Raw genomic sequence first — 23042 nt, forward strand, 5'->3', positions numbered from 1 at the left:
CAGGGCGGCGCACTTTCTCTTCTGGAACACGGGGACTCCTCGGGGAATGGATCGATCAGGAAACGGGGGGGCGGCGCGCATCGGCCGCGGCCGATGCGGGGCTCGGCGCGCGGCGGCGCCACCAGAGCCAGACGCCGGTGAAGCTCAGGCCCGCCAGCACCAGGCCCAGCAGCGCCGTGACGGCCTGGTGCAGCGGGCCACCGAGCACGCCGGTGTGCAGCGGATAGAGGATGGCCACCGCGCCGGAGCCGGTGTCCAGGTCCTGCCAGCGGCGCGTGGCCAGCACCTCGCCGGTCAGCGGATGCAGCCAGACCGAGCTGATGCCGTTGGGGTGCGGGTCGTCGGCGAGCCGGAAGCGCACGCGCAGCGGCCGGTCGGGGCCCGCCGGCACCTGCACGTAGCCGATCGGCTGGCCCGGGAACACCTGCTGCGCGCGCGCCACCAGTTCGTCCAGCGTCAGGTGAGGGCCCTGTGCCGGGCCCTTGGGCACCTTGGGCGGCTTGATCGGGGTCTGGCCGAGCGTGGCGGAAATGACGTCGCCCAGCGGTCGCCAGGCCATGTAGGCGCCGGTGAACACCGACACCGCGATCAGCAGGCCCAGCACCGCGCCGCCGGTGCGGTGCAGGTCGAACAGCCCGCGCAGCAGGCCGCGGTCGAGCGCGATGCGCAGCGAGGGCGGCCAGCGCCTGGGCCACCAGAGCACCAGCCCGGTGGCCAGCAGGAACAGGTAGGCCAGCGCGGTGACGGCCAGCACGCCCTTGCCGGTGTCCTCGAGCAGCAGGCTGCTGTGGAGCTCGAACAGCAGGTTGTAGGCGCCCTCGTGCGTGCCGCGCCGCCCTTGCTCGGCGCCGGTCGCGGGGTCGAGGTAGAGCGTGCCGTCCCAGGGGCCGCGCACCAGCACCCACAGGGTCTCGCCGGGCTCGCGCGGCGGCCGCAGGGTCATGCGGGTCTTGGGGCCGAACTCGGCCACGATGCGCTGGCGCAGGGGCTCGAGCGGCAGCGCGTTCGCGCCCGCGGGGCTGGAGGCGGTGAAGAAGGTGGGATGGGCCAGCCGGTCGAGCGGCAGCGCGACCACCAGCACGGCGCCAAGCAGTGCGGTGAGGCCGAGCAGGGGACCGAGGGTGAGACCGATCCAGCGGTGAAGGCGAAGCCAGAGGCGTCTCAGGGGAGCGCGCGCCATGAAGCCAGGGACCCAAGTCCCGTCAGAAAGTCGTTGGCTGGCGCGCCGCGAGAGGCGCGTTGGCTGGAAGGATTGCGCGTCGGAGAAGGCGCCGGGGCCCTGTAGGATCCGGCGCCGCGCCGCGCGGGGCCTCAGATTCTACGGGCGAGTTCGCCGGCCTTGCCGGTGTAGCTGGCCGGTGTCATGGCCAGCAGACGGTCTTTCTCGGCCTGCGGGATCTCGAGCGAGCGGATCAGCCCGTGCAGCGCCTCGGCCGTCACGGTCTTGCCGCGCGTGACTTCCTTGAGCTGCTCGTAGGCGCCCTGCACGCCGAAGCGGCGCATCACGGTCTGGATCGGCTCGGCCAGCACTTCCCACGAGGCGTCGAGGTCGTCGGCCAGCGCTTCCTCATTGATCTCCAGCTTGCCCAGGCCGGTGGCCAGGCTGGCATAGGCCAGTACCGCGTAGCCGAAGGCCACGCCGATGTTGCGCAGCACCGTGCTGTCGGTCAGGTCGCGCTGCCAGCGGCTGATCGGCAGCTTCTCGCTCAGGTGGCGCAGCACCGCGTTGGCCAGGCCCAGGTTGCCTTCGGCGTTCTCGAAGTCGATCGGGTTGACCTTGTGCGGCATGGTCGAGGAGCCGATCTCGCCCTTCTTCAGGCGCTGCTTGAAGTAGCCCAGGCTCACGTAGCCCCAGATGTCGCGCGAGAAGTCGATCAGGATGGTGTCGGCGCGGGCCACCGCGTCGAACAGCTCGGCCATGTAGTCGTGCGGCTCGATCTGGATGCTGTAGGGCTGGAAGGTCAGGCCCAGGCCCAGCGGGGCCGGCGTTTCGATGACCTTGCGGCTGAAGCTTTCCCAGTCGAACTCGGGCCAGGCGGCCAGGTGGGCGTTGTAGTTGCCGACCGCGCCATTCATCTTGCCCAGCAGCTGCACGCCGGCGATCTGGTCGCGCGCCTTGGCCAGGCGCACCGCGACGTTGGCGATCTCCTTGCCGACGGTGGTCGGGCTGGCGGTCTGGCCGTGGGTGCGCGCCAGCATCGACACGTCGGCGAACTGGTGCGCCATCTCGCGCAGTTTGGCGACCAGGCCGTCGAGCGCGGGCAGCAGCACCTTCTCGCGCGCGGCCTGGATCTGCAGCGCGTGGCTGGTGTTGTTGATGTCCTCGCTGGTGCAGGCGAAGTGCACGAACTCGGCCGCGCTCAGCAGCTCGGGCCGGGCCTCGAAGCGCGACTTGATCCAGTACTCGACCGCCTTCACGTCGTGGTTGGTGGTCTTCTCGATCTCCTTGATGGCCAGCGCATCGGCCTCGGAGAAGTTGGCGACCAGGCCCATCAGGTACTTGCGGGCACCGGGCGTGAGCGGCTTGAACTCGGCGAAGCCGCAGTCCGACAGGGCGATGAACCAGGCCACCTCGACCTGCACGCGACGGTGCATGTAGCCCTGTTCGCTCATCAGGGGGCGCAGCGCGGCCAGCTTGGCGGCGTAGCGGCCGTCGAGGGGGGAAAGGGCGGAAACGGTGGAGAAGCTCATGGGCCCAATTTTAGGCGGGCCGCCGCCGGGCCTACTCGGCCGCGGCTTTGAAGAAGGCGATGCGCTCGGCCGTGGCCGGGTGGGTGGCGAAGGCCATGCCGATCGAGCCGGCCTGGGCGCCGCCGCGCTGCTGCGTGCCGCGCCAGCGTTCGATGGCCTCGAAGAAGCCCGCCATGGCCCGTGGCGAGATGCCGGCCGCGCGCATCAGCCGCACCGATTCCTCGTCGGCCTCGCGCTCGGCGTCGCGCGAATAGCCCAGCGTGGCCAGCAGCACCGGCGCGGTGCCGATCAGCGTGCCGAAGTCGCCGAAGGCCACCGACACCGCGAAGCCCACCGCCGAGGCCTGGACCAGCTGGCGCATCGTGTGACGCAGCCGCACGTGGCCGAACTCGTGGGCCAGCACGCCCAGCACCGCGTCGTCGTCGCCCGGCAGCAGCTGCACCAGCGCGTCGGTGAGCACGATGGTGCCGCCGGGCAGCGCCAGCGCGTTGGGGCCCAGCGCCTTGTCGCGGCCCTGGCGGAACTGCAGCGTCCAGGGCGGCGCGCCCTCGGGGTGCGCGGCCTCGACCATGCGGGTGAAGGCGCGCCGCAGGCGTTCCTGGTCGGCCACGGGCAGCGCGCTCGGGCGCAGCATGGTGTCGTCGAGCTGGGCCAGCGTCCGGGTGCCGATCAGCGCATCGACCCGGTGCGGCACCAGGGCCGTCACGCCGCGCGCCACCCAGGGCAGGCCCCATTGGTACATCGCGCCCACGGCGGCGAACAGCAGCACCAGCCCGACGGCCACGCCGCGCCAGCTCTGCTGCGCGCGCACCACGCGGCTTTCGGTCGCGCTCACCTGTTGCGCGACCCATGCGTCCCATTGCGCCACGTCCTGCGCCTGCAGGCTGGCGCCGCCGGGCAGCGCCAACAGGCGGCCGCCGTGGCGCGTGCGCTCGGGCCAGCGCAGCGCGGCCAGCGGCACGGCGAAGGGCGCCGCGGCGTCGTCCCCGAGCGGCGTGACCTGCAGCCGCGCATCGGCGATCTGCAGCCGCGCGACCCGGGGCCGACTGCTGAGGCCATCGAAATAGCGCGCCTCCAGCGCCTCGCTCACGGCGTTCAGAGGCCGATGTCCATGCCGAACAGGTCGGCCGCCATGTCGCCGACGGCCGCCGGGTTCTCCTGGCCGCCGGTGCGCGTGAGAGCGTCGAGCGAGCCGCGGGTCTCGAGCGTCACGGCCTCGAGGCGGGCGCGCCGCGTGTGGACCACGGCGAAGGGCCAGTAGAGGCCCAGCGTGAGGAAGATCAGCAGGAAGTTCTTCAGCTGCAGGCCGATGTAGGGCCCCAGCTTCATCTGGCTGTCGAAGCGCAGCACCGGGTTGCCGGTGGCCGACCAGAACAGGTTCTGCAGCCGCACCTGCAGATAGGACTGGGGCAGGATGTTGAACAGCAGCACCCCGCCGATCGCGAACATTCCCAGCAGCGTGAGGATGGCGACGCTCACGCCGGCCTTGCGGCCGATCAGCCCGAGCGAGGCGAAGAGCCCGAAGACCAGCGCCATGCCCATGAACGCGAGCAGGCCCAGCCCGAGCATCCGAAGGAAGACGCCGTAGACGCTGCCGGCCTTGGCGCTGAGCCGGGTCTGCAGGCCGCCGAAGCTGAAGTGGTCGTGCTGGTAGCGGCGCAGTTTCCAGAGAAAGTAGGGAAAGCTCAGCGCGAAGGCCAGCATGCCGAAGCCGATCAGGCCGGACGCCAGCGGCGAGGGTTCGCGGCGGCCGGGGTCCACCGTCAGGCCGGCGATGGCCAGCGGCAGGATGGCCAGCATCAGCGGCGGCAGCATCGCGCCATAGGCGCCGGCCCGGTCGCCCGCGAAGTGGAAGCGCAACCCGCGCCAGCTCGTGTTGGCCAGCCGGAAGCGCAGCGAGGCGTGGAACAGCGCCGGCCACAGGCCCACGAAGGCCACGGCGGCCAGCAGTTCGGCCCAGCCCGAGAAGGCGCCGGCCACCAGGTAGGCGATCAGGAAGGCGCCAGCGATCAGCGTGCCGCGCAGCATCCGCGACGGGTCGCCATGGAAGTCGAGCGCGTCGCCGCCGACCCAGGTGTTGGTATGGAAGTACTTGAGCTTGCGCACCTTGGCCCAGGGCAGGTAGAGGCCCAGCGTGACCACGGTCAGCAGCAGGTTCACGATCCAGATCCGGAAGTATTCGCTGCCGCTGGCCGTGAAGCGCACGGGGTGGCGTTCGGGAGGCGTGGCGGCCCCTGTGTCGATGTCCATGGCTTTTTCTCTCCCTCGTTGGTGATGCGCCACGATTCTGCACGCGCCCTGTGTCGAGGTCGCCAAGGAGCGCGGCGCGGCGCGGCCTCACACTAGAATCAAAGCGCTACAGAACGAGGATTCCCCGAGGGGGAAAGAGAGAGAGACCCAATGAAACTGATCGGATCTGCCGCCAGTCCCTACGTGCGCAAGGTGCGTGTGGTCATGGCCGAAAAGCGGCTCGACTATCAGTTCGCCATCGAAGACGTCTGGTCGGCGGACACCGCCATCGCCAGTTCCAACCCGCTGGGCAAGGTGCCCTGCCTGGTGATGGAAGGCGGCGAGGCGATGTTCGATTCGCGCGTGATCGTCGAGTACCTGGACACGATGTCGCCGGTCGGCAAGCTGATTCCGCAGCAAAGCCGCGAGCGCGCCGAGGTCAAGACCTGGGAGGCGCTGGCCGATGGCGTGATGGACGCCGGCGTGCTGCTGCGCCTCGAAGCCACCTGGCCGCACCGCGCCGAGGGCGAGCGCAGCCAGGCCTGGATGGACCGCCAGCGCGGCAAGGTCATGGCCGGCATCGCCGCCATGGCCAAGGGCCTGGGCGACAAGCCCTTCTGCAGCGGCATCCACCTGAGCCTGTCGGACATCTCGGTGGGCTGCGCGCTGGGCTGGATCGAGTTCCGCTTCCCCGAGATCGACTGGCGCGGTTCCTACGCCAACCTGGCGAAGCTGCAGGACAAGCTGATGCTGCGCCCCAGCTTCTCCGAAACCAAGCCCTGAGCGCGGCCCGCGCCCGGACATGAAAAAAGCGCCGTGAGGCGCTTTTTTCATGGGCGATCGCCCCGTGGGGCGACCGATTTCAGGCCGCGGCGCGCTCGCCCTGCGGGTGGCGCCACTTGACCAGCAGCGCGGTCCAGCGCGTGCGCGCGGCCGCCAGGTTGCGCTCCTTCACGTGGCCGTAGCCGCGGATCTGCTCGGGCAGCTTCGCGATTTCCAGCGCCACGTCGTGGTTGGCCGCCGTCAGGCCGGCGATCACTTCCTCGATGCTGGCCCGGTACTCGCCGATCAGCGCGCGCTCGGTCTTGCGTTCCTCGGTGCGGCCGAAGATGTCGAAGGCCGTGCCACGCAGGCCCTTGAGCTTCGCCAGCAGCTTGAAGCCGGTCAGCATGGCCGGGCCGAACTTCTGCTTCTGCAGCTCGCCCTTGGCGTTCTTCTTGGCGATGATCGGCGGCGCCAGGTGGTAGTTGAGCTTGAAGTCGCCCTCGAACATGCCGTTGACGCGGTCGAGGAAGCTGCGGTCGGTGTGCAGCCGCGCGACCTCGTACTCGTCCTTGTAGGCCATCAGCTTGAACAGGTAGCGCGCCACCGATTCGCTCACCGTGGTCTTGCCCACGGCCGCCGTCTCGGCCTGCTGCACCTTGGCGACGAAGGCCCGGTATTGCTCGGCGTAGGCGGCGTTCTGGTAGGCCGTGAGGAACTCGACGCGGCGCTTGACCAGGCCGTCGACCGTCTCGCGCTTCTTGAACTCGATCACCTGGCCGGGCGACACCATCTTCTGCACCGAGCCCAGGTCGTGCGCCGCGCGGCGGCCCCATTCGAAGGCCGTCTTGTTGTTGTCGATGGCGACGTTGTTGAGCTCGATCGCGCGCATCAGCGACGCGTACTCCAGCGGCAGCCAGCCCTTCTGCCAGGCGTAGCCCAGCAGCATCGGGTTGGCGTACAGGCTGTCGCCCATCAGCGAGACCGCGGCGGCATCGGCGTCGAAGCTGCCCAGGCCGTCCAGGCCCACGATGCGGGCGATCTGGTTGGCGCAGTCGTCCTGCGGGTTCTGCCAGTTGGCATTGCGCACGAAGGCGGCGGTCGGCGTGCTGTGGCTGTTGAGCGCCACGTGCGTGCGGCCCTCGAGCATGCGGGCCAGCGTCTCGGCGTTGACCGCCACCAGCGGGTCGGCCGCGAGGATCAGGTCGGCCGCTGCGGTGCCCACGCGCGTGGTGCGGATCGCGGCCTGCGATTCGCCGATCAGCGCGTGGCTCCAGGTCGCGCCGCCCTTCTGCGCCAGGCCGGCTGCGTCCTGCGTGACGATGCCCTTGCCCTCGATGTGCGCGGCCATGCCCAGCAGCTGGCCGATGGTGATCACGCCGGTGCCGCCCACGCCCGCCACCACCACGCCCCAGACCTGGTCGCGTGCGAGTTGCGGCACGGCCGGCTCGGGCAGTGCGCCCAGCTCGAAGGGCGAGTTGGCCTTGTTCTTGGCCTTCTTCTTGAGCGCGCCGCCCTCGACCGTGACGAAGCTCGGGCAGAAGCCCTTGAGGCAGCTCATGTCCTTGTTGCAGCTGCTCTGGTTGATGGTGCGCTTGCGGCCGAATTCGGTCTCGAGCGGCTCCACCGACAGGCAGTTGCTCTGCACGCTGCAGTCGCCGCAGCCTTCGCACACCAGCTCGTTGATCACCACGCGCTTGGCCGGGTCGACGGCCGTGCCCCGCTTGCGGCGGCGGCGCTTCTCGGTGGCGCAGGTCTGGTCGTAGATGATGGCCGTGGTGCCCTTGATCTCGCGGAACTCGCGCTGGATCTCGTCGAGCAGGTCGCGGTGCTTGATCTCGGGATCGCCCGCCACCTTCACGCCCTCGTACTTCTCGGGTTCGTCGGTGACGATCACGATCTTCGTCGCGCCTTCGGCCTGCAGGCTCTGCGCGATCTGCAGCACCGAGTGGCCTTCGGGGCGCTCGCCCACGGTCTGGCCGCCGGTCATGGCGACCGCGTCGTTGTAGAGGATCTTGTAGGTGATGTTCACGCCGGCCGCGATGCTCTGGCGGATCGCCAGCAGGCCGCTGTGGAAGTAGGTGCCGTCGCCCAGGTTGGCGAAGATGTGCTGGTCGGTGGTGAAGGGCTGCTGGCCCATCCATGGCACGCCCTCGCCGCCCATCTGCGTGAAGCCGATGGTGCTGCGGTCCATCCAGGTCGCCATGTAGTGGCAGCCGATGCCGCCCAGCGCGCGCGAGCCTTCGGGCACCACGGTGCTGGTGTTGTGCGGGCAGCCCGAGCAGAACCAGGGCAGCCGGTCGGCGCCCTGCACGCCGCCGAGCTTGAGCACCTCCATCGAGCGCTCCTTGGCCTCGAGGATGGCGAGCTGGGCGTCGATGCGCGCACGCATGTCGGCGCCGGCCTGGTCGAACAGGCCGGTCTTCTTGAGGCGCTGCACGATGGCCTTGGCGATCAGCGCCGGGTTCAGGTCGGCGTTGGCGCGCAGCAGCGTGTGCGCCGTCGGGTTGGGCATCGACCATTCGCCGCCGGAGTAGCCGTCGGCGCTGGCGCCCAGGCCTTCGTCGAACTTGCCGACCACATTGGGCCGCACGTCGGAGCGCCAGTTGTAGAGCTCTTCCTTGAGCTGGTATTCGATGACCTGGCGCTTCTCCTCGACCACCAGGATCTCCTGCAGGCCGGTGGCGAAGTCGCGCGTGAGCTGCGCCTCGAGCGGCCACACCACGCCGACCTTGTGCAGCCGGATACCCAGCTGGCGGCAGGCTGCGTCGTCCAGGCCCAGGTCGATCAGCGCCTGGCGCGTGTCGTTGAAGGCCTTGCCGCTGGCCATGATGCCGAAGCGGTCGTTCGGGCCTTCGATCACGTTGTGGTTGAGCTTGTTGGCGCGGATGTAGGCCAGCGCGGCGTACCACTTGTAGTGCATCAGCCGCGCTTCCTGGTCGAGCGCATGGTCGGGCCAGCGGATGTGCAGGCCGCCGGGCGGCATCTCGAAGTCGGTGGGGATGACGATGTCGACGCGCTCGGGGTCGATCATCGCGGTGGCGCTGGACTCGACGATCTCCTGGATCGTCTTCATGCCCGACCAGACGCCCGAGAAGCGGCTCATGGCGAAGGCGTGGATGCCCAGGTCCAGGATTTCCTGCACGTTGGTCGGGAAGAACACCGGCGTGCCGCAGGCCTTGAAGATGTGGTCGCTCTGGTGGGCGGCGGTGCTGCTCTTGGAGATGTGGTCGTCACCGGCGACGGCGATCACGCCGCCGAACTCGGTGGTGCCCGCCATGTTGGCGTGCTTGAAGACGTCCGAGCAGCGGTCCACGCCCGGACCCTTGCCGTACCAGATGCCGAACACGCCGTCGAACTTGTTGGTGCCTTGCGGCGAGAAGCCAAGTTGCTGCGTGCCCCATAGCGCGGTGGCGGCGAGCTCTTCGTTCACGCCCGGCTGGAACACGATGTTCTGCGCCTTGAGGTACTTGCTGGCCTTCCACAGCGCCTGGTCGTAGCCACCCAGCGGCGAGCCGCGGTAGCCGCTGATGAAGCCGGCGGTGTTCTTGCCGTTCTGCTGGTCCCGCAGGCGCTGCAGCATCGGCAGCTTCACGAGGGCCTGCACCCCGCTCATGAAGGCGCGGCCGTAATCGAGGCTGTATTTGTCGTCGAGCGTCACCGTCTCGAGTGCTTTGCGGATGTGCTCGGGCAGCGGGGCGTTCATACGGCACCGCCTTGCTCGACGCCAAATACAGCGCGCCCGGCTGCGCCGTTCGCCGCGTACTTGTGCCTTTGGCGCAACCCGCTTTGCGGGTTGTCGTCGAGCGTGACGGTCTCTAGGGCCTTGCGGATGTGCTCGGGCAGGGGGGCATTCATCGTCTTGTCTCCTGGTGGCATGGCCTTGTGGGCCTGGCTGGTGGGTCTGTGCCCGGGTAGGGCATGGACCCCATGGTGCACGCAAAGTGTATGCCTGCACAACCGACAGGTGTTTGCTTTCTACGCCCTTCAAACGACCATTTGGGGAAGATTCTTTCTTAGAATCGATGTAAATGGAAAGCCTCGACAAGTTTGATCTCGCCATCCTGCAAGAACTGCAGGCCGACGGCCGCCTCACCAATGCCGAACTGGCCCAGCGCGTGGGCCTGTCGGCCGCGCCCTGCTGGCGCCGGGTGCGGGCGCTGGAGGAATCCGGCTTCATCAAGGGCTACCGGGCCGAGATCGACCGCCACAAGATAGGGCTGGGCGTGCTCGCTTTCGTGCGCGTGGACACCGAGCGCGTGACCCACGAGGCCACGCGCAAGCTCGAGGACGCGATCCGCAAGATGCCCGAGGTGGTGGCCTGCCACTACATCAGCGGCACCGGCACCTTCGAGCTGCAGGTGGTGGCCCAGGACCTCAACGGCTTTTCGGCCTTCGCGCGCCAGCAGCTGATGAGCCTGCCCAACGTGAAGGACCTGCACACCAGCTTCTCGCTGGGAGAGGTGAAGGCGAGCCATGCGCTGCCGCTGGGGCACCTGGCGTTGAAGAAGTGACGGGGTCGGACGGGCGGAGCCGCTCGCCATTTACTTGTCAAGCAAACGATGTGCTTGCAAGTTGTTGATTCATATGGGTTCTATGGGTGAATGGCGGGGCCTGAAGGCGCACTCCATCAAATACCCATCAAGCAAAATTTGGGCGGACCTCAGGCCCATTCCGGCACGTATTTGCGCAGCTTGGACGCAGCATCCGGGTCCATCAGCCGGATCACGCCTGCTTCCAGCGCTTCCTTGAGCAGGCGGGACGCCGTCGCGCTGTTCCTGGGGTCGATGCCGAAGCGCTCCCTGAGCGAGGTGTTGGTCATGGCCTCTCGCTGCACGTGGCGCAGACATGCATGCAGGTAGACCGCCCGAATGCGATCGGCTTTCGTCATCTTGGTCAGGGGCATCGGGGCAAACAAGATGCTGCGCATCGAATCGCCCACCACGTCGAACGACGGCGCCGGCAACTGGTAGAACTCGGTTTCGAAGACAACCTTGTCGACCCCGCTGCCACGTTCCTCACAGATGCCGATGCGGCGCATCAGCGATGCCAGCGCTTCGTTGCGCGAACGTGGCGGGTGGTCCAGCAACCGGTTCGTGTCCACCAGCGGTGGGCCCGGATTGGTGATCTCCATGCGATCCGAGAAGATCTCCACCATCGGCCCGCTTCCGGTCACCGACAAATCCTGGTGAATCAATGCATTGGCGACCAGCTCGCGAATCGCCAGCTCGGGATACATCGGCACCGTCTTGCGCAAGGCCTGGCCGATCATCTCGTTGCTCGGCAACAAGCCATTGATGAAGCCGATCAGGCCCTCGAAGCCGGCCGCGTAGCCGCGGTTGCCCTCCTGCTCCCGCAAGGTCTGTACCCGGCCGACGCCGTTGTACGCAATGACCCGCACGGCCTTGCGCTGCAGCCGCCCGAAATCCGAAAGGCGCCGTGCAAACAGCATGGCGCCGAGATTGCGAATGCTCCATGTGCCGCCGTCTTCCCGCTCGATCAGATGGTCTTCGTTCAAGGCCTGAAGGATCGCGTCCCTGCCGTTGGGCAGGGGCCGTCCCAGCAATTCGAAGTAGGCCGGGTAGTCGAGCAGCGCCACGGTCTCGTCTGCGCTCAAGCGCTGCGCGGCCGTCAGGAGTTCAAAGGGCACGGCGTCCAGGATGCGCCACAGCTCACGCGCCTTTTCCTGGAAGTCCTTGAGCCTCTTTTTGTATGAACCGATGCGGATGTACTCGGTGCCGGCGAACTGCACAGGGTGACGCACCGCACGCGACAGTTCCAGCAGCACCACGCGCATGCCGTCGATGTCGATCGCATGGAATCGAAAGTCGATCTTTGGCGAGAGCGCCGCAACAGCCAGCTCTCCAACTCCTCGTTGCCGATGCGGCAGGCTGCCGGGTCGAACGTCGTTCCGACGATGGCATGTGCAAGATCTTCGATGCCCCAGACCACATAGGCTTGTGCCTTGCCCTCCAGCGCCGCCGAATTTGCGAGTGCCGAGATGTACTCCCCGATGTCCTGCGGGTCGGCCTTGTTCTGCTTGAATTCGAGCCAGCCGGTCTCTCTGGGCAACGCCGTGAGTTCGTGCACCACGCTGCGCCAATAGTCTTCGTCGCGAATCACGTGCTCTCCTTCGTCGCGCGGCAACTGCGATCCGCGCCCAAGCCCCGCAGATGCATGTCCTGCACTCCCCGTCCGCAGCGGCGAGCTTCTCGCCGATCAGCCCTGGGGCGTTGGCTTCGGGGTGTTGTCATGGGGGCGATTGTCGGGCCACCCCACAATTGTCCGGCCACAATAGCCCACCCGATGCCGCCCATCTCCCCCGAAGAAACACCCCTCTCCCCGCCACGCGCCAAGCCTGCGCGCGTCGGGCCTTTCGAGCCGCTGAAGCTGCCGGTCTTCCGCATGCTGTGGAGCACCTGGCTGCTGGCCAACGTCTGCATGTGGATGAACGACGTGGCGGCCGCGTGGATGATGACCACGCTGACCACCACGCCGATCTGGGTCGCGCTGGTGCAGTCGGCCTCCACGCTGCCGGTGTTCCTGCTGGGCCTGCCCAGCGGGGCGCTGGCCGACATCCTCGACCGGCGGCGCTGGCTGATGGCCACGCAGTTCTGGCTGGCGGGCGTGGCGGTGGTGCTGTGCATCGCGGTGGCGCTCGACATGATGAGCGCGCCGCTGCTGCTGGCCCTGACCTTCGCCAACGGCATCGGGCTGGCGCTGCGCTGGCCGGTGTTCGCGGCCATCGTGCCCGAGCTGGTGCCGCGGCCGCTGCTGCCGGCCGCGCTGGGGCTCAACGGCATCGCGATGAACGCCTCGCGCATCGTCGGCCCGCTGGTGGCCGGCGCGCTGATCGCCAGCGCCGGCACGCTGTGGGTCTTCGTGCTCAACGCCGTGATGTCGGTGGCCTCGGGCTTCATCGTGCTGCGCTGGCGGCGCGAGCACACGCCCAATCCGCTGGGCCGCGAGAAGCTGGTCAGCGCGATGCGCGTGGGCGTGCAGTTCGTGCGCCAGTCGCTGCGCATGCGCGCGGTGCTGGTGCGCATCTCGATCTTCTTCCTGCACTCGACCGCGCTGCTGGCGCTGCTGCCGCTGCTGGCGCGCGGCCTCGAAGGCGGCGGTGCCGGCACCTTCACGCTGCTGCTCGCAGCCATGGGCTCGGGCGCGATCAGCGCGGTGCTGGTGATGCCGCGGCTGCGCCAGGCCTACGTGCGCGACCAGCTGGTGCTGCGCGGCGCGCTGCTGCAGTCGGCCGCGACCGCGGTGATGGCGGTCGCGCCCAACACCTGGGTGGCGGTGCCGGCCATGTTCGTCGGTGGTGCGGCCTGGATCACGGTGGCCAACTCGCTGTCGGTGTCGGCGCAGCTCGCGCTGCCCGACTGGGTGCGCGCGCGCGGCATGTCGATGTTCCAGATGGCGATCATGGGCGCCAGCGCCTTCGGGGCCGCGCTCTGGGGCCAGATCGCCACCGTGAGCTCGCTGCAGGCCAGCCTGCTGATCGCGGCCGTCACCGGCGTGCTGATGATGGGCGCGGCGCTGCGCTACGTGGTCGACGGCGGCGTCGACGACGACGTGAGCCCGGCCGCGCCGGGCTGGGCCGACGTGCCGCCGCACGCGCCGCCGGGCGAGGGGCGGCTGGTGATCATGGTCGAGTACCTGATCGACCCGGCACGCGCCGCCGCCTTCCAGGCCGTGATGCAGCAGACGCGCCGCACGCGCCTGAGCGAAGGCGCGATCGGCTGGGAGCTGCTGCACGACATCGCCGAGCCGGGCCGCTACGTCGAGGAGATCGTCGACGAGTCCTGGACCGGCCACCTGCGCCGCTTCCACCGCGCGACCGCGGCCGACCTGGCGCTGCGCGAGCGCCGGCTGGCCTTCCACCTGGGCGACGGGCCGCCCATCGTCAAGCGCTTCGTCGTCCGCCGCTGAGAACGCGCGCAGGGGCCTGCTGCGCGACCCGATCCCGCAGCGGCACTCCTCACCACCGCATCGGCGTGAGGCGCCGGTCCGTGCATGCGTTTATGTCGCGCGCTTGCACCCCTTGAATTGACCAGTCGTACAAGTATTGGCTCAGGCGGTGCACCGCTTTGAGGCGCTATACCCGGCTTGCATTCCAATTTTCCCTGGGAGAATCCCGAATTCCCGGCACGGCCTTTGCTCAGGGTTAGTCGCTAGCCCCATTACTATTGACCACTCGGATAATTTTGATTCCCCACCACAAGAGGAAGTCCCGCCCATGACGACACGCTTGCGCACGCGCTACTGGTCCGACCTGACCAGCGAAGAGTTCTCCCGCCTCGACCGCGAACGGCTGATCGCCGTGCTGCCCGTGGGCGCGACCGAGCAGCATGGGCCGCACCTGCCGATGTCGACCGACACCGCCACCATCGACGGCATGGTGCGCGCGACGATTCCCTACCTGCCCGACGACCTGCCGGTGCTGTTCCTGCCCACCGTGGCCTACGGCAAGAGCAACGAGCATTCGCGCTACCCGGGCACGCTGACCGTGTCGGCCGCCACGCTGATTTCGCTCTGGAAGGACATCGGCGCCTGCGTGGCCAAGGCCGGCGTGCGCAAGCTGGTGCTCTACAACAGCCATGGCGGCCAGATGGGCGTGATGGACATCGTGGGGCGCGACCTGCGCGAGGAGCACGACATGATGGTCGTGTCCGCCAACTGGTACACGCTGGGCCTGCCCGACGGCCTGTTCACCGCGCACGAAGGCAGGCATGGCGTGCATGCCGGCGACCTCGAGAGCTCGGTGATGCTGCACCTCACGCCCGACGACGTGCAGTCCGACAAGTTCCAGAACTTCCACTCGATGACGGAAGACCTGGCCCGCGAGAACAAATTCCTCTCGATCACGCCCACCGGCAAGCTCGGCTGGCAGATGCACGACATCAACCCCGCCGGCGCGGCCGGCGACGCCACGCGCGCCACCGCCGAGAAGGGCGCGGCCGTGCTCGACCACGTGGGCCGGCGCTTCGTCGAGCTGCTGCAGGAGGTCGACCGCTTCCCGCTCTCGCGCCTGGACAACGTTCCCGCATGGCGCTGAGCATGGACACCGCCTCCACACCTGCCGCGTCCGCGGCCACGCCGCCGCTGGTCAGCCTGCGCAACGTCGGCAAGCGCTTCGCCAACGGCACGCTCGCGCTGCAGGGCATGACGCTCGACTGCGGCGAGCACGACTTCATCAGCTTCCTCGGCCCCTCGGGCTGCGGCAAGAGCACCGCGCTGCGGCTGATCGCCGGGCTCACGCGTGCCAGTTCGGGCGAGCTCGTCTGGTCGCGCGAGAACACGGGCGCCGGCAGCAGCGGCAGCAAGAGCGACCGCGAACTGGGCTTCGTGTTCCAGGAGCCCACGCTCATGCCCTGGTCCAAGGTCTTCGACAACGTCTGGCTGCCGCTCAAGCTGGCCGGCATGGGCCGCGACGCGGCCGCGCCGGTGGTCGAGCAGGTGCTCGAGATGGTGGGCCTGTCGCGCTTCGCCGACGTCTATCCGCGCGAACTCTCGGGCGGCATGAAGATGCGCGTGTCGATCGCGCGCGCGCTGGTCACGCATCCGCGCCTGCTGCTGATGGACGAGCCCTTCGCCGCGCTCGACGAGATGACCCGCATCAAGCTCAACAACGACCTGCTGGCGATCTGGCGCGAGCACCGCTTCTCGGTGATCTTCGTGACGCACAGCGTCTACGAGTCGGTCTACCTGTCGAACCGCATCGTCGTGATGGCGGCGCGTCCGGGCCGCGTGATCGACGAGATCCGCATCGACGAACCGTACCCGCGCGGCGAAGACTTCCGCACCTCGAGTCGCTACAACGCGCACTGCACCGCAGTGTCGCAATCCCTGCACGGAGCCCTGCATGGCATCGACATCGATCATTGAGCCCGGCGTGGCCCTCCAGGACGGCGACGCCACCTCCGCCGATGCGCTGCGCGCGCGCGACGAGCGCCTGCGCCGGCGCGACCGCACGCTGCGCATCGTGGTGCCCATCGCCGTCATCGCGCTGCTGTTCATCGTGTGGGAAGCGCTGGTGCGCATCAACAACGTGCCGCACTACATCATCCCCGCGCCCTCGCTGATCCTCAGCACGCTGTTCGAGAACTGGGGCTCGCTGTCGAGTGCGCTGTGGTTCACGGTCAAGCTCACGTTGCTGGCGCTGCTCGCGGCCATCGTGGGCGGCGTGCTGCTGGCGATCGCCTTCGCGCTCTTCAAGTGGGTCGAGATCGGCCTGTTCCCGATCGCAGTGATCCTGCAGGTCACGCCGGTGATCGCGATCGCGCCGCTGATCCTGATCTACGTCTCGAGCACCACCGCCGCCCTGCTGCTGTGCGCCTGGATCGTGGCCTTCTTCCCGATCCTGTCGAACACCGTGATCGGCCTCAAGAGCGCCGACAGCAACCTGCGCGACCTGTTTCAGCTCTACAAGGCCTCGCCCTGGCAGACCTTCCGCTACCTGCTGGCGCCCAGCGCGCTGCCCTACTTCATGGCGGGCCTGAAGATCGCGGGCGGCCTGAGCCTGATCGGCGCCGTGGTGGCCGAGTTCACCGCCGGGACCGCGGGTCGCGAGACCGGCCTGGCCTCGCGCATCCTGGAGTCGAGCTTCCGCACCGAGATCCCGATGATGTTCGCCGCGCTGCTGCTGGTGTCGCTGCTGGGCATCGCGATCTTCCTGGTGTTCGCGGCGCTGTCGCGCATGGTGCTCGGCCACTGGCACGAGAGCGAGATGCGGAGGGAGCGATGAACATGACGGCATCCATCGACTGGGCCGCGGTGCGCGCGGACCTGCAGGGCCTGAACCTGATCGACGCACCGGGCCAGCGCCGGCAGCTCTCGCGCGACTTCTACTGGTACAGCCCGATCCTCACGGCGCAGCTGGCCGACTGCCTGGCCGACCTGGTGGTCAAGGTCAGCACCGAGGACGACGTGCGCCAGGTCTGCGCGGTGGCCGCCAGGTGGAAGCTGCCCTTGACCGTGCGCGGCGGCGGCACCGGCAACTACGGCCAGTGCGTGCCGCTGCACAACGGCCTGGTGCTCGACGTCACGCAGATGTGCCGCGTGCTCGCCATCGACGACGGCCGGGTGCGGGTGCAGGCCGGCGCGCGCATGCACGACATCGAGCAGGCCGTGGCCGAGACCGGCCAGGCGCTGCGCATGTGGCCCTCGACCTGGCACGTGGCCTCGATCGGCGGCTTTATCTCCGGCGGCTTCGGCGGCATCGGCTCGGTGCGCCACGGCATCCTGCGCGACCCCGGCAACATGCTGCGCGCGCGCGTGATGACGGTGGAGCGCGAGCCGCGCATCATCGAACTGCAGGGCGACGAGATCCAGCAGGTGCAGCATGCCTTCGGCACCAACGGCGTGATCCTCGACGTCGAGGTCGCGCTGAGCCCGGCCATCGAATGGGTGCACTGCACCGCGCTGTTCGACAGCTACCGCGGCGCGCTCGACTTCAGCGTGGCCGCGAGCACGCCCGAGATCGACCTGTTCCTGCTGTCGACCGTCGAGGCGCGCTTCTCGCCCTACTACGTGCAGATGGGCGCGCTGTTCCCGCCGGATCGGCACGCGGCCTTCACCATGGTGGCGCCGGAATCCATGGAACGCTTCCGTGCCCTGGTCGAGGCCCACGGCGGCACCATCTCGCTGGCCGGCACCGAGGCCGAGCTGGTCGCGCGCGGCCTGCCGCCGGCCTACGAGTGCGCCTTCAACCACACCACGCTGCAGGCGCTCAAGGTCGACCGCAGCTGGACCTACCTGCAGGTGGCCTATGCGCAGCCCTTCGACCCGGCCGTGGTCGACCGCCACCTCGCGCTGTTCGGCGACGAGGTGCTGCAGCACCACGACTTCGCGCGCGCCGGCGGCGCCTACGGCACCTTCGGCATCCTGCTGGTGCGCTGGAAGGACGAAGCCCACCAGTACGCCGTGATGCGCGAGATCGAGTCGCAGGGCGGCTGCCTGATCTTCAACCCGCACGTCTACACCATCGAGGACGGCGGCATGAAGGCCATCGACGACCAGCAGATCGAATTCAAGAAACGCAGCGACCCGATGGGCCTGATGAACCCCGGCAAGACCCGCGGCTGGACGCCGGAGATGGCGCGCGACGCCTGAGCTTTTCTTCGTTCCCAAACACCCCACAAAAGGCATTCCCATGCGACTCCAAGCCCCCTTCATCGCACGCGCACTGCTGACGACGCTGCTCGCCGGCACCGCCTTCGCCGCCCTCGCGCAGGACAAGGTGGTGCTCGCCACCAACTGGCGCGCGCAACCCGGCCACGGCGGCTTCTACCAGGCGCTGGCCGACGGCACCTACAAGAAGTTCGGCCTCGACGTCGAGATCCAGCAGGGCGGCCCGCAGGTCAACAACCGGCCGATGCTGCCGGCCGGCAAGGTCGACTTCCTCATGACCGGCAACCTGCTGATGGCCTTCGACAACATCAAGCAGAAGGTGCCGACGGTGGTGGTTGCGGCCTACTTCCAGAAGGACCCGCAGGCCATCATCGCGCACCCGGGCCAGGGCTTCGAGAAGTTCGCCGACCTGGCCAAGGCCAAGACCGTGCTGCTCGCCAAGGACGGCCAGATCAGCTACTGGCAGTGGATGAAGAAGGCTTACGGCATGCGCGACGAGCAGGTGCGCCCCTACAACTACAGCCTGTCGCAGTTCCTGGCCGACAAGCAGTCGGTGCAGCAGGCCTATGCCACCTCGGAGCCCTTCGCGGTCGAGAAGCAGGCCGGCTTCAAGCCGGTGGTGCTGTCGCTGGCCGACGCGGGCTGGTCGACCTACGGCATGGTGATCGAGACGCGCCAGGACCTGGTCAAGAACAAGCCCGACCTGGTGCGCCGCTTCGTGGAAGCCACCAACATCGGCCACTACAACTACCTCTACGGCGACCGCAAGGCGGCCGACGCGATGATCCAGAAGATCAACCCGGACATCAGCGAGGACTACATCGAGAAGTCGATCCCGGTGCTGCGCGCGCACATGGACGTGGGCGATGCGCCGACCAAGGGCATCGGCGCCATCAGCGACGCGCGCATGAAGGACTTCTACGACAAGACCGTCGAGGCCGGCCTCTACAAGCCGACCGACTTCAACTACAAGGACGCCTACACCACCCAGTTCGTCAACAAGGGCACCGGGCTGGACATCCGCAAGGCGCTGGTCAAGTAGCCATGCTCGAACGCATCCTGACGGTGCGCGTCGCGCGCATCGCACGCCAGACGCCGGAGATCCTGTCCTTCGAGTTCACGCACCCGCTGGGCCGCGCCCTGCCGGCCTACCAGGCCGGCGCGCACATCGACGTGCACACGCCCGGCGGCTTCATGCGCCAGTACTCGCTGGCGCAGGACGGCGGCGACGCGGCCCCGCTGTCCTACCTGATCGGCGTCAAGCGCGAGGGCGCGAGCCGCGGCGGTTCGGCCGCGATGCACGAGCGCGTGCGCGAGGGCGACCTGGTGCCCATCAGCGCGCCGCGCAACACCTTCCCGGTGCAGGCCGCCGCGCGGCGCCACCTGCTGCTGGCCGGCGGCATCGGCATGACGCCGCTGCTGGCGATGGCGCAGTCGCTGGCACGCAGCGGCGCCGACTTCACGCTGTGCCTGTTCGCACGCAGCGAGGAGCACCTGGCCTTCGCCGAGGCGCTTCGCGCCCCCGCGCTGGCGCCGCATGTGCGGCTGCATCTCGACCGCGAGGGCGCGGGCCAGAAGATCGACCTGCGCGCGCTGCTGGCCGAGCCCGCGGCCGACACGCACCTCTACGTCTGCGGGCCCGCCGGCTTCATGGACGCGGTGCGCCAGGCTGCCGCCCACTGGCCCGAGGACGCGCTGCACGCCGAGTACTTCGCGGCACCGGCCGACGCGGGCGGCGCGACCGGCAAGCCCTTCGTGCTGAAGCTCGCGCAGCGCGGGATCACGGTGCCGGTCGCGGCCGACCAGAGTGCGGTCGATGCGCTGCACGGGGTGGGCATCGACATCCCGGTCTCGTGCCAGCAGGGCCTGTGCGGCACCTGCGTGGTGGCGGGCGAAGGCGCGGGTGCCGAGCACCGCGACTTCTGCCTCACGCGCAGCGAGCGCAGCCACAAGATCGCGCTGTGCTGCGCGCGTGCCGTGGGTGAGGAACTGGTGCTCGACCTTTGATGCGGCACGGGCGCGAGCGCGCCCGTCTCTGGCACCATTCGCTTCACATGATCCCGCCGACCGACACCGCTCCCGCCGCCCCGGCCACCGACGAACCGGTCGCGCCGGAGGCCCCCGCCACGCGCGGACGCTCGCGCAAGTACACGCAGGTGCTGGGCACCATCTACCAGGCGGCGATCGAGGTGTTCGCGAGCGAGGGCCTGACCGGCGCCTCGACCCAGGCCATCGCCGACAAGGCGGGGCTGTCGAAGGCCCAGCTGCACTACTACATCGAGAGCAAGGAAGCGCTCTACCGCCAGGTGCTGCAGGACATCCTGACCGACTGGATCGGCGTGTTCGGCTTTGCCGACGAGGCCTTCGGCCCGCGCAAGGTGCTGGGCGACCTGATCCAGCGCAAGATGGCCTTCTCCTTCCAGCATCCGCTGCGCTCGCGCATCTTCACCGCCGAGATGATGCGCGGCGCGCCGGTGCTCAACGCGATGATGGCCACGAGCAAGCAGCGCACCGAGCAGGCTGCGGCCGTGATCCAGAACTGGATGAACCAGGGGCTGATGGACAAGTCCGATCCGCTGCTGGTGCTGTTCCACATCTGGGCCGTGACGCAGTTCTATGCCGACCACGCCACCCAGGTCGCCTACTACCGCGGCGTGGCGCCGCAGGACGACGAGAAGGACCAGCGCTACCTGAATGCGCAGGTGCTCGCTTTCCTGCTCAAGGGCGCAGGCGTCAGGTAGCGCGCGCGGGTAGGTACATGGTGGCTTCGACTTCCACCAGCACCTCGTCCCCCGGCAGGAAGCGCGACACCTCCACCACCGTGCTGACCGGCGGCTCGCCCGGATAGAACAGCCCGCGCACGCGGTTGTAGAAGGCGTAGTGCGGCAGGTGGCGGAAGTACTGCACCAGCTTCACCACGTCATCCATCGTGCCGCCATGCTCGGCCGCGAGCTGGCGGATGCGTTCCAGCACGAACCAGCTCTGCGCCACGATCGCGGCCTCGAACACGTCGACCGACATCTGGCCGGTGGCATAGCCCAGCGTGCCCAGCGCTTCGCGCGCCGAAGCGGGGATGTCGTCGTAGCCCGCGACCGCGCGGCGGATCGACGGGTCGACCGCGACCACGCCGCTCATGAAGACGAAGTCGCCGACCCGTTTGGCGGCCGCGTAGTTGGCCATCGGTTTGCCCATGCTCATGCCATTTTCTCCAGTGTGCGGCCCGCGCGGATGACGGTTCGGCGTCGGCCGCGGGGGTCCAGCAGTTCGTGTTCGTCGGTGGCTGCGAGCAGCAGCAGGTCGGCCGGGCAGCCCGCGGCGATGCGGCCGTCCCAGGCCAGGCCGAGCGCCCGTGCCGGGTTGAGGGTGATGGTGTCGAGCCAGTCGAGCGCGGGCGCCAGGTGCGCCACCTGCACGCCCAGGCCGAAGGTCTCGAGCAGGTCGTAGCCGCCGTAGGGATAGAAGGCGTCCTGCACGTTGTCGGTCGCGAGGCTGGCGCGCACGCCATGCGTGGCGGCTTCGCGGATGCGCGTGATGCCGCGCGCCACCGGCGTGCGGTCCCAGGCGCCCTGCAGGTAGAGGTTGGTGGTCGGCAGCGCGATCAGGTGCAGGCCGGCCTTGGCGCACAGCGCGAGCGTCTGGGCCGCATCGGCGTCGGGCTGCATCGCGAGCGAGCAGGCATGGCCGCAGACCACCGGCAGGCCGGGGCCGTGGGCGATCGCGAGTTCGGCGATGGTGCGCAGGCCCGTGGCCTCGACGTCCAGCCCTTCGTCGACGTGGAAGTCGAGTGCCAGGCCGTGCTTTTGCGCGAGCTCGAACACGCGGCCCAGCGTCTCGGCCAGCTTGGCGTTGCGGTAGACGAAGGCACCGAGCACGCCGCCGGCGCGCTTCACGTCCTGCGCGATGCGCTCGCCCGCCGCGGCGTCGGCGAACACGTCGAGCGGCGTGAGCGAGACGAACTGCAGCGCGACGCGGCCTTCCCAGGCCTCGCGCAGGGCCTCGACCACGCCCAGCGCCACCGGCGCCTCGGGCTCGACCCAGTCGAGGTGCGTGCGCAGGGCGCGCGTGCCCGCATGCCAGGCCTCGTGCAGCGCGCGTTCCATGCGCGGGCGCAGGGTAGGGGCGGTCCAGCCCGCGCGGTGCGTGTTCATGCGGCGGATGGCGGTGAACAGGTCGCCCTGCGCGGCACCGACCTCCTGCACCGTGTAGTTCTTGTCCAGGTGCACATGCGCATCGACCGGCGCGCTGAGCAGCGTGCCGCGCGCGGCCGGCTGGCCCGGCGTGGGCGTGACCGAGGCCACGCGCGTGCCCTCGAGCACCACGTCGAAGACGCGCGATTCACCGGGATCGAAGCCGCACAGGCGCGGCGGGATGCGGACGGCCTCGAGCCTCACGCCTTGGCACCGCCGTTCGGCAGGCTGCGCAGCCAGCCGAGGCCGGCCGAGGTGCCGCCGGCCACCGCGCCGCGCGCGGGCCGGTACTCGCAGCCGACCCAGCCGTCCCAACCGCTCTGGGCCGACACCGCGTCGATCACGCCGAACAGGTAGCCGTAGTTCATCTCGCCCACATCGGGCTCGTGGCGCTCGGGCACGCCCGCGATCTGCAGGTGGCCGACGCGGCCCGTGGGCAGGTACTGGCGGATCTTCATCGCCACGTCGCCCTCGACGATCTGGCAGTGGTACAGGTCGAACTGCACCTTGAGCCGGGGCGAGCCGATGGCCTCGACGATGGCGTGCGCCTCGTCCTGCCGGTTGAGGAAGAAGCCCGGGATGTCGCGCGTGTTGATCGGCTCCATCAGCAGGTCGACGCCGGCCTTCTCGGCCTCGGCCGCGGCCCAGCGCAGGTTCTCGACGTAGGTCGCCTTGGCGGTCTCGCGTGCCATGCCCGCGGGCAGCAGGCCGGCCATCACGTGCACGCGCGGGCAGTCGAGTGCGGCCGCGTAGTCGAGCGCGCGTGCGATGCCTTCGCGGAACTCCGCCTCGCGGCCCGGCAGGCAGGCCAGGCCGCGCTCGCCGGCCTCCCAGTCGCCGGGCGGTGCGTTGAACAGCACCTGCTGCAGGCCGTTCGATTTGAGCCGCGCGGCGATCTCGGTCGCCGGGTAGGCATACGGAAACAGGTACTCGACGCCCTGGAAGCCATCCTTCGCGGCGGCTTCGAAGCGGTCGAGGAAATCGAGCTCGGGATAGAGCATCGAGAGGTTGGCGGCAAAGCGGGGCATGGCATGTCTCGTGTCT

The 23042-nt window shown here is 69.0% G+C and carries 20 protein-coding genes and 1 pseudogene; 10 read left to right on the forward strand and 11 right to left on the reverse strand.

The window, feature by feature from the left end; translation table 11 throughout:
• Nucleotides 1–55 precede the first annotated feature (55 nt).
• The 4 genes from K0H49_RS17570 to K0H49_RS17585 all read right to left on the reverse strand — a co-directional run bounded on the left by K0H49_RS17570 (nucleotide 56) and on the right by K0H49_RS17585 (nucleotide 4941).
• Complete coding sequence (locus K0H49_RS17570) at nucleotides 56–1180, reverse strand: PepSY-associated TM helix domain-containing protein (protein ID WP_219215142.1); 1125 nt, start codon at nucleotides 1178–1180, stop codon at nucleotides 56–58.
• A gap of 131 nt (nucleotides 1181–1311) precedes the next feature.
• Entirely contained in the window at nucleotides 1312–2691 is a 1380-nt protein-coding gene (gene purB / locus K0H49_RS17575; RefSeq protein ID WP_219215144.1) for an adenylosuccinate lyase, read from the reverse strand.
• A gap of 31 nt (nucleotides 2692–2722) precedes the next feature.
• A complete protein-coding gene (locus K0H49_RS30670; RefSeq protein ID WP_219215145.1) occupies nucleotides 2723–3781 on the reverse strand; it encodes a M48 family metallopeptidase in 1059 nt (352 codons plus the stop codon).
• A 5-nt stretch (nucleotides 3782–3786) separates the two neighbouring features.
• On the reverse strand, nucleotides 3787–4941 hold the full coding sequence (locus tag K0H49_RS17585) for a YjgN family protein (protein WP_219215149.1): 1155 nt from the start codon (nucleotides 4939–4941) through the stop codon (nucleotides 3787–3789).
• A 150-nt stretch (nucleotides 4942–5091) separates the two neighbouring features.
• Here K0H49_RS17585 and K0H49_RS17590 point away from each other — a divergent pair, with 150 nt between their 5' ends.
• On the forward strand, nucleotides 5092–5703 hold the full coding sequence (locus K0H49_RS17590; protein ID WP_219215152.1) for a glutathione S-transferase N-terminal domain-containing protein: 612 nt from the start codon (nucleotides 5092–5094) through the stop codon (nucleotides 5701–5703).
• Between the two features lie 79 nt (nucleotides 5704–5782).
• Here the strand turns inward: K0H49_RS17590 and K0H49_RS17595 are convergent, their stop codons facing one another.
• On the reverse strand, nucleotides 5783–9388 hold the full coding sequence (locus tag K0H49_RS17595) for an indolepyruvate ferredoxin oxidoreductase family protein (protein WP_219215154.1): 3606 nt from the start codon (nucleotides 9386–9388) through the stop codon (nucleotides 5783–5785).
• Nucleotides 9385–9540 (reverse strand): hypothetical protein, encoded by a 156-nt coding sequence (locus tag K0H49_RS17600; protein ID WP_219215156.1) that lies wholly within the window; start codon nucleotides 9538–9540, stop codon nucleotides 9385–9387. The genes K0H49_RS17595 and K0H49_RS17600 overlap by 4 nt, the downstream gene beginning before the upstream one ends.
• A 173-nt stretch (nucleotides 9541–9713) precedes the next feature.
• Here K0H49_RS17600 and K0H49_RS17605 point away from each other — a divergent pair, with 173 nt between their 5' ends.
• The gene (locus K0H49_RS17605) at nucleotides 9714–10196 is read left to right on the forward strand and encodes an Lrp/AsnC family transcriptional regulator (RefSeq protein ID WP_219215159.1); all 483 of its coding nucleotides are present in this window, start codon (nucleotides 9714–9716) and stop codon (nucleotides 10194–10196) included.
• 149 nt (nucleotides 10197–10345) lie between these two features.
• Here K0H49_RS17605 and K0H49_RS17610 read toward each other — a convergent pair whose 3' ends face one another.
• Nucleotides 10346–11479, reverse strand: coding sequence for an ATP-binding protein (locus tag K0H49_RS17610; protein ID WP_257624936.1), 1134 nt, complete (start codon nucleotides 11477–11479; stop codon nucleotides 10346–10348).
• A gap of 143 nt (nucleotides 11480–11622) precedes the next feature.
• Nucleotides 11623–11805, reverse strand: a pseudogene (locus tag K0H49_RS30900) (AlbA family DNA-binding domain-containing protein); the annotation flags it as partial.
• A 183-nt stretch (nucleotides 11806–11988) separates the two neighbouring features.
• Between K0H49_RS30900 and K0H49_RS17615 the strand changes: the two are divergent.
• From K0H49_RS17615 to K0H49_RS17650, 8 genes are all read left to right on the forward strand, one after another.
• Complete coding sequence (locus K0H49_RS17615; RefSeq protein ID WP_219215161.1) at nucleotides 11989–13611, forward strand: MFS transporter; 1623 nt, start codon at nucleotides 11989–11991, stop codon at nucleotides 13609–13611.
• 307 nt (nucleotides 13612–13918) lie between these two features.
• Nucleotides 13919–14737, forward strand: a complete 819-nt coding sequence (locus K0H49_RS17620; RefSeq protein ID WP_219215163.1) for a creatininase family protein — start codon at nucleotides 13919–13921, stop codon at nucleotides 14735–14737.
• A 2-nt stretch (nucleotides 14738–14739) separates the two neighbouring features.
• Nucleotides 14740–15567 (forward strand): ABC transporter ATP-binding protein, encoded by an 828-nt coding sequence (locus K0H49_RS17625; protein ID WP_219215165.1) that lies wholly within the window; start codon nucleotides 14740–14742, stop codon nucleotides 15565–15567.
• On the forward strand, nucleotides 15545–16426 hold the full coding sequence (locus K0H49_RS17630; protein WP_219215167.1) for an ABC transporter permease: 882 nt from the start codon (nucleotides 15545–15547) through the stop codon (nucleotides 16424–16426). Before K0H49_RS17625 ends, K0H49_RS17630 begins: the two co-directional genes overlap by 23 nt.
• A 2-nt stretch (nucleotides 16427–16428) precedes the next feature.
• Nucleotides 16429–17793 (forward strand): FAD-binding oxidoreductase, encoded by a 1365-nt coding sequence (locus K0H49_RS17635; RefSeq protein ID WP_219215169.1) that lies wholly within the window; start codon nucleotides 16429–16431, stop codon nucleotides 17791–17793.
• A 40-nt stretch (nucleotides 17794–17833) separates the two neighbouring features.
• Nucleotides 17834–18853: an ABC transporter substrate-binding protein gene (locus K0H49_RS17640; RefSeq protein ID WP_219215171.1), complete on the forward strand. Its 1020-nt coding sequence runs from the start codon at nucleotides 17834–17836 to the stop codon at nucleotides 18851–18853.
• Nucleotides 18854–18855: 2 nt separating this feature from the next.
• Nucleotides 18856–19818 carry a PDR/VanB family oxidoreductase gene (locus K0H49_RS17645; RefSeq protein WP_219215173.1) on the forward strand — a complete coding sequence of 321 codons (963 nt, stop codon included), beginning with the start codon at nucleotides 18856–18858 and terminating at the stop codon, nucleotides 19816–19818.
• 47 nt (nucleotides 19819–19865) lie between these two features.
• Nucleotides 19866–20552 carry a TetR family transcriptional regulator C-terminal domain-containing protein gene (locus K0H49_RS17650; protein WP_219215176.1) on the forward strand — a complete coding sequence of 229 codons (687 nt, stop codon included), beginning with the start codon at nucleotides 19866–19868 and terminating at the stop codon, nucleotides 20550–20552.
• Here K0H49_RS17650 and K0H49_RS17655 read toward each other — a convergent pair.
• The 3 genes from K0H49_RS17655 to otnI are packed head-to-tail and all read right to left on the reverse strand — an operon-like array spanning nucleotide 20545 to nucleotide 23026.
• Nucleotides 20545–21009, reverse strand: coding sequence for a RidA family protein (locus K0H49_RS17655; RefSeq protein WP_183028705.1), 465 nt, complete (start codon nucleotides 21007–21009; stop codon nucleotides 20545–20547). The two genes, K0H49_RS17650 and K0H49_RS17655, sit on opposite strands and share 8 nt — an antisense overlap.
• A complete protein-coding gene (locus K0H49_RS17660; RefSeq protein ID WP_219215179.1) occupies nucleotides 21006–22202 on the reverse strand; it encodes an amidohydrolase family protein in 1197 nt (398 codons plus the stop codon). Before K0H49_RS17660 ends, K0H49_RS17655 begins: the two co-directional genes overlap by 4 nt.
• Nucleotides 22199–23026 (reverse strand): 2-oxo-tetronate isomerase, encoded by an 828-nt coding sequence (gene otnI / locus K0H49_RS17665; RefSeq protein ID WP_219215181.1) that lies wholly within the window; start codon nucleotides 23024–23026, stop codon nucleotides 22199–22201. Before otnI ends, K0H49_RS17660 begins: the two co-directional genes overlap by 4 nt.
• Nucleotides 23027–23042 lie beyond the last annotated feature (16 nt).

Source organism: Variovorax boronicumulans, assembly GCF_019352895.1.
Taxonomy (GTDB): Bacteria; Pseudomonadota; Gammaproteobacteria; order Burkholderiales; family Burkholderiaceae_C; genus Variovorax; species Variovorax boronicumulans_A.

Bases quoted from the DNA above. Each gene is read 5' to 3' on its own strand.
- K0H49_RS17585 (WP_219215149.1), bottom strand. From the start codon at position 4,941: ATGGACATCGACACAGGGGCCGCCACGCCTCCCGAACGCCACCCCGTG.
- K0H49_RS17630 (WP_219215167.1), top strand. From the start codon at position 15,545: ATGGCATCGACATCGATCATTGAGCCCGGCGTGGCCCTCCAGGACGGC.
- K0H49_RS17570 (WP_219215142.1), bottom strand. From the start codon at position 1,180: ATGGCGCGCGCTCCCCTGAGACGCCTCTGGCTTCGCCTTCACCGCTGG.
- K0H49_RS17605 (WP_219215159.1), top strand. From the start codon at position 9,714: ATGGAAAGCCTCGACAAGTTTGATCTCGCCATCCTGCAAGAACTGCAG.
- K0H49_RS17650 (WP_219215176.1), top strand. From the start codon at position 19,866: ATGATCCCGCCGACCGACACCGCTCCCGCCGCCCCGGCCACCGACGAA.
- otnI (WP_219215181.1), bottom strand. From the start codon at position 23,026: ATGCCCCGCTTTGCCGCCAACCTCTCGATGCTCTATCCCGAGCTCGAT.
- K0H49_RS17640 (WP_219215171.1), top strand. From the start codon at position 17,834: ATGCGACTCCAAGCCCCCTTCATCGCACGCGCACTGCTGACGACGCTG.
- K0H49_RS17635 (WP_219215169.1), top strand. From the start codon at position 16,429: ATGACGGCATCCATCGACTGGGCCGCGGTGCGCGCGGACCTGCAGGGC.
- K0H49_RS17600 (WP_219215156.1), bottom strand. From the start codon at position 9,540: ATGAATGCCCCCCTGCCCGAGCACATCCGCAAGGCCCTAGAGACCGTC.
- K0H49_RS17615 (WP_219215161.1), top strand. From the start codon at position 11,989: ATGCCGCCCATCTCCCCCGAAGAAACACCCCTCTCCCCGCCACGCGCC.
- K0H49_RS17595 (WP_219215154.1), bottom strand. From the start codon at position 9,388: ATGAACGCCCCGCTGCCCGAGCACATCCGCAAAGCACTCGAGACGGTG.
- K0H49_RS17610 (WP_257624936.1), bottom strand. From the start codon at position 11,479: ATGCGCGTGGTGCTGCTGGAACTGTCGCGTGCGGTGCGTCACCCTGTG.
- purB (WP_219215144.1), bottom strand. From the start codon at position 2,691: ATGAGCTTCTCCACCGTTTCCGCCCTTTCCCCCCTCGACGGCCGCTAC.
- K0H49_RS17655 (WP_183028705.1), bottom strand. From the start codon at position 21,009: ATGAGCATGGGCAAACCGATGGCCAACTACGCGGCCGCCAAACGGGTC.
- K0H49_RS17620 (WP_219215163.1), top strand. From the start codon at position 13,919: ATGACGACACGCTTGCGCACGCGCTACTGGTCCGACCTGACCAGCGAA.
- K0H49_RS17590 (WP_219215152.1), top strand. From the start codon at position 5,092: ATGAAACTGATCGGATCTGCCGCCAGTCCCTACGTGCGCAAGGTGCGT.
- K0H49_RS17645 (WP_219215173.1), top strand. From the start codon at position 18,856: ATGCTCGAACGCATCCTGACGGTGCGCGTCGCGCGCATCGCACGCCAG.
- K0H49_RS17625 (WP_219215165.1), top strand. From the start codon at position 14,740: ATGGACACCGCCTCCACACCTGCCGCGTCCGCGGCCACGCCGCCGCTG.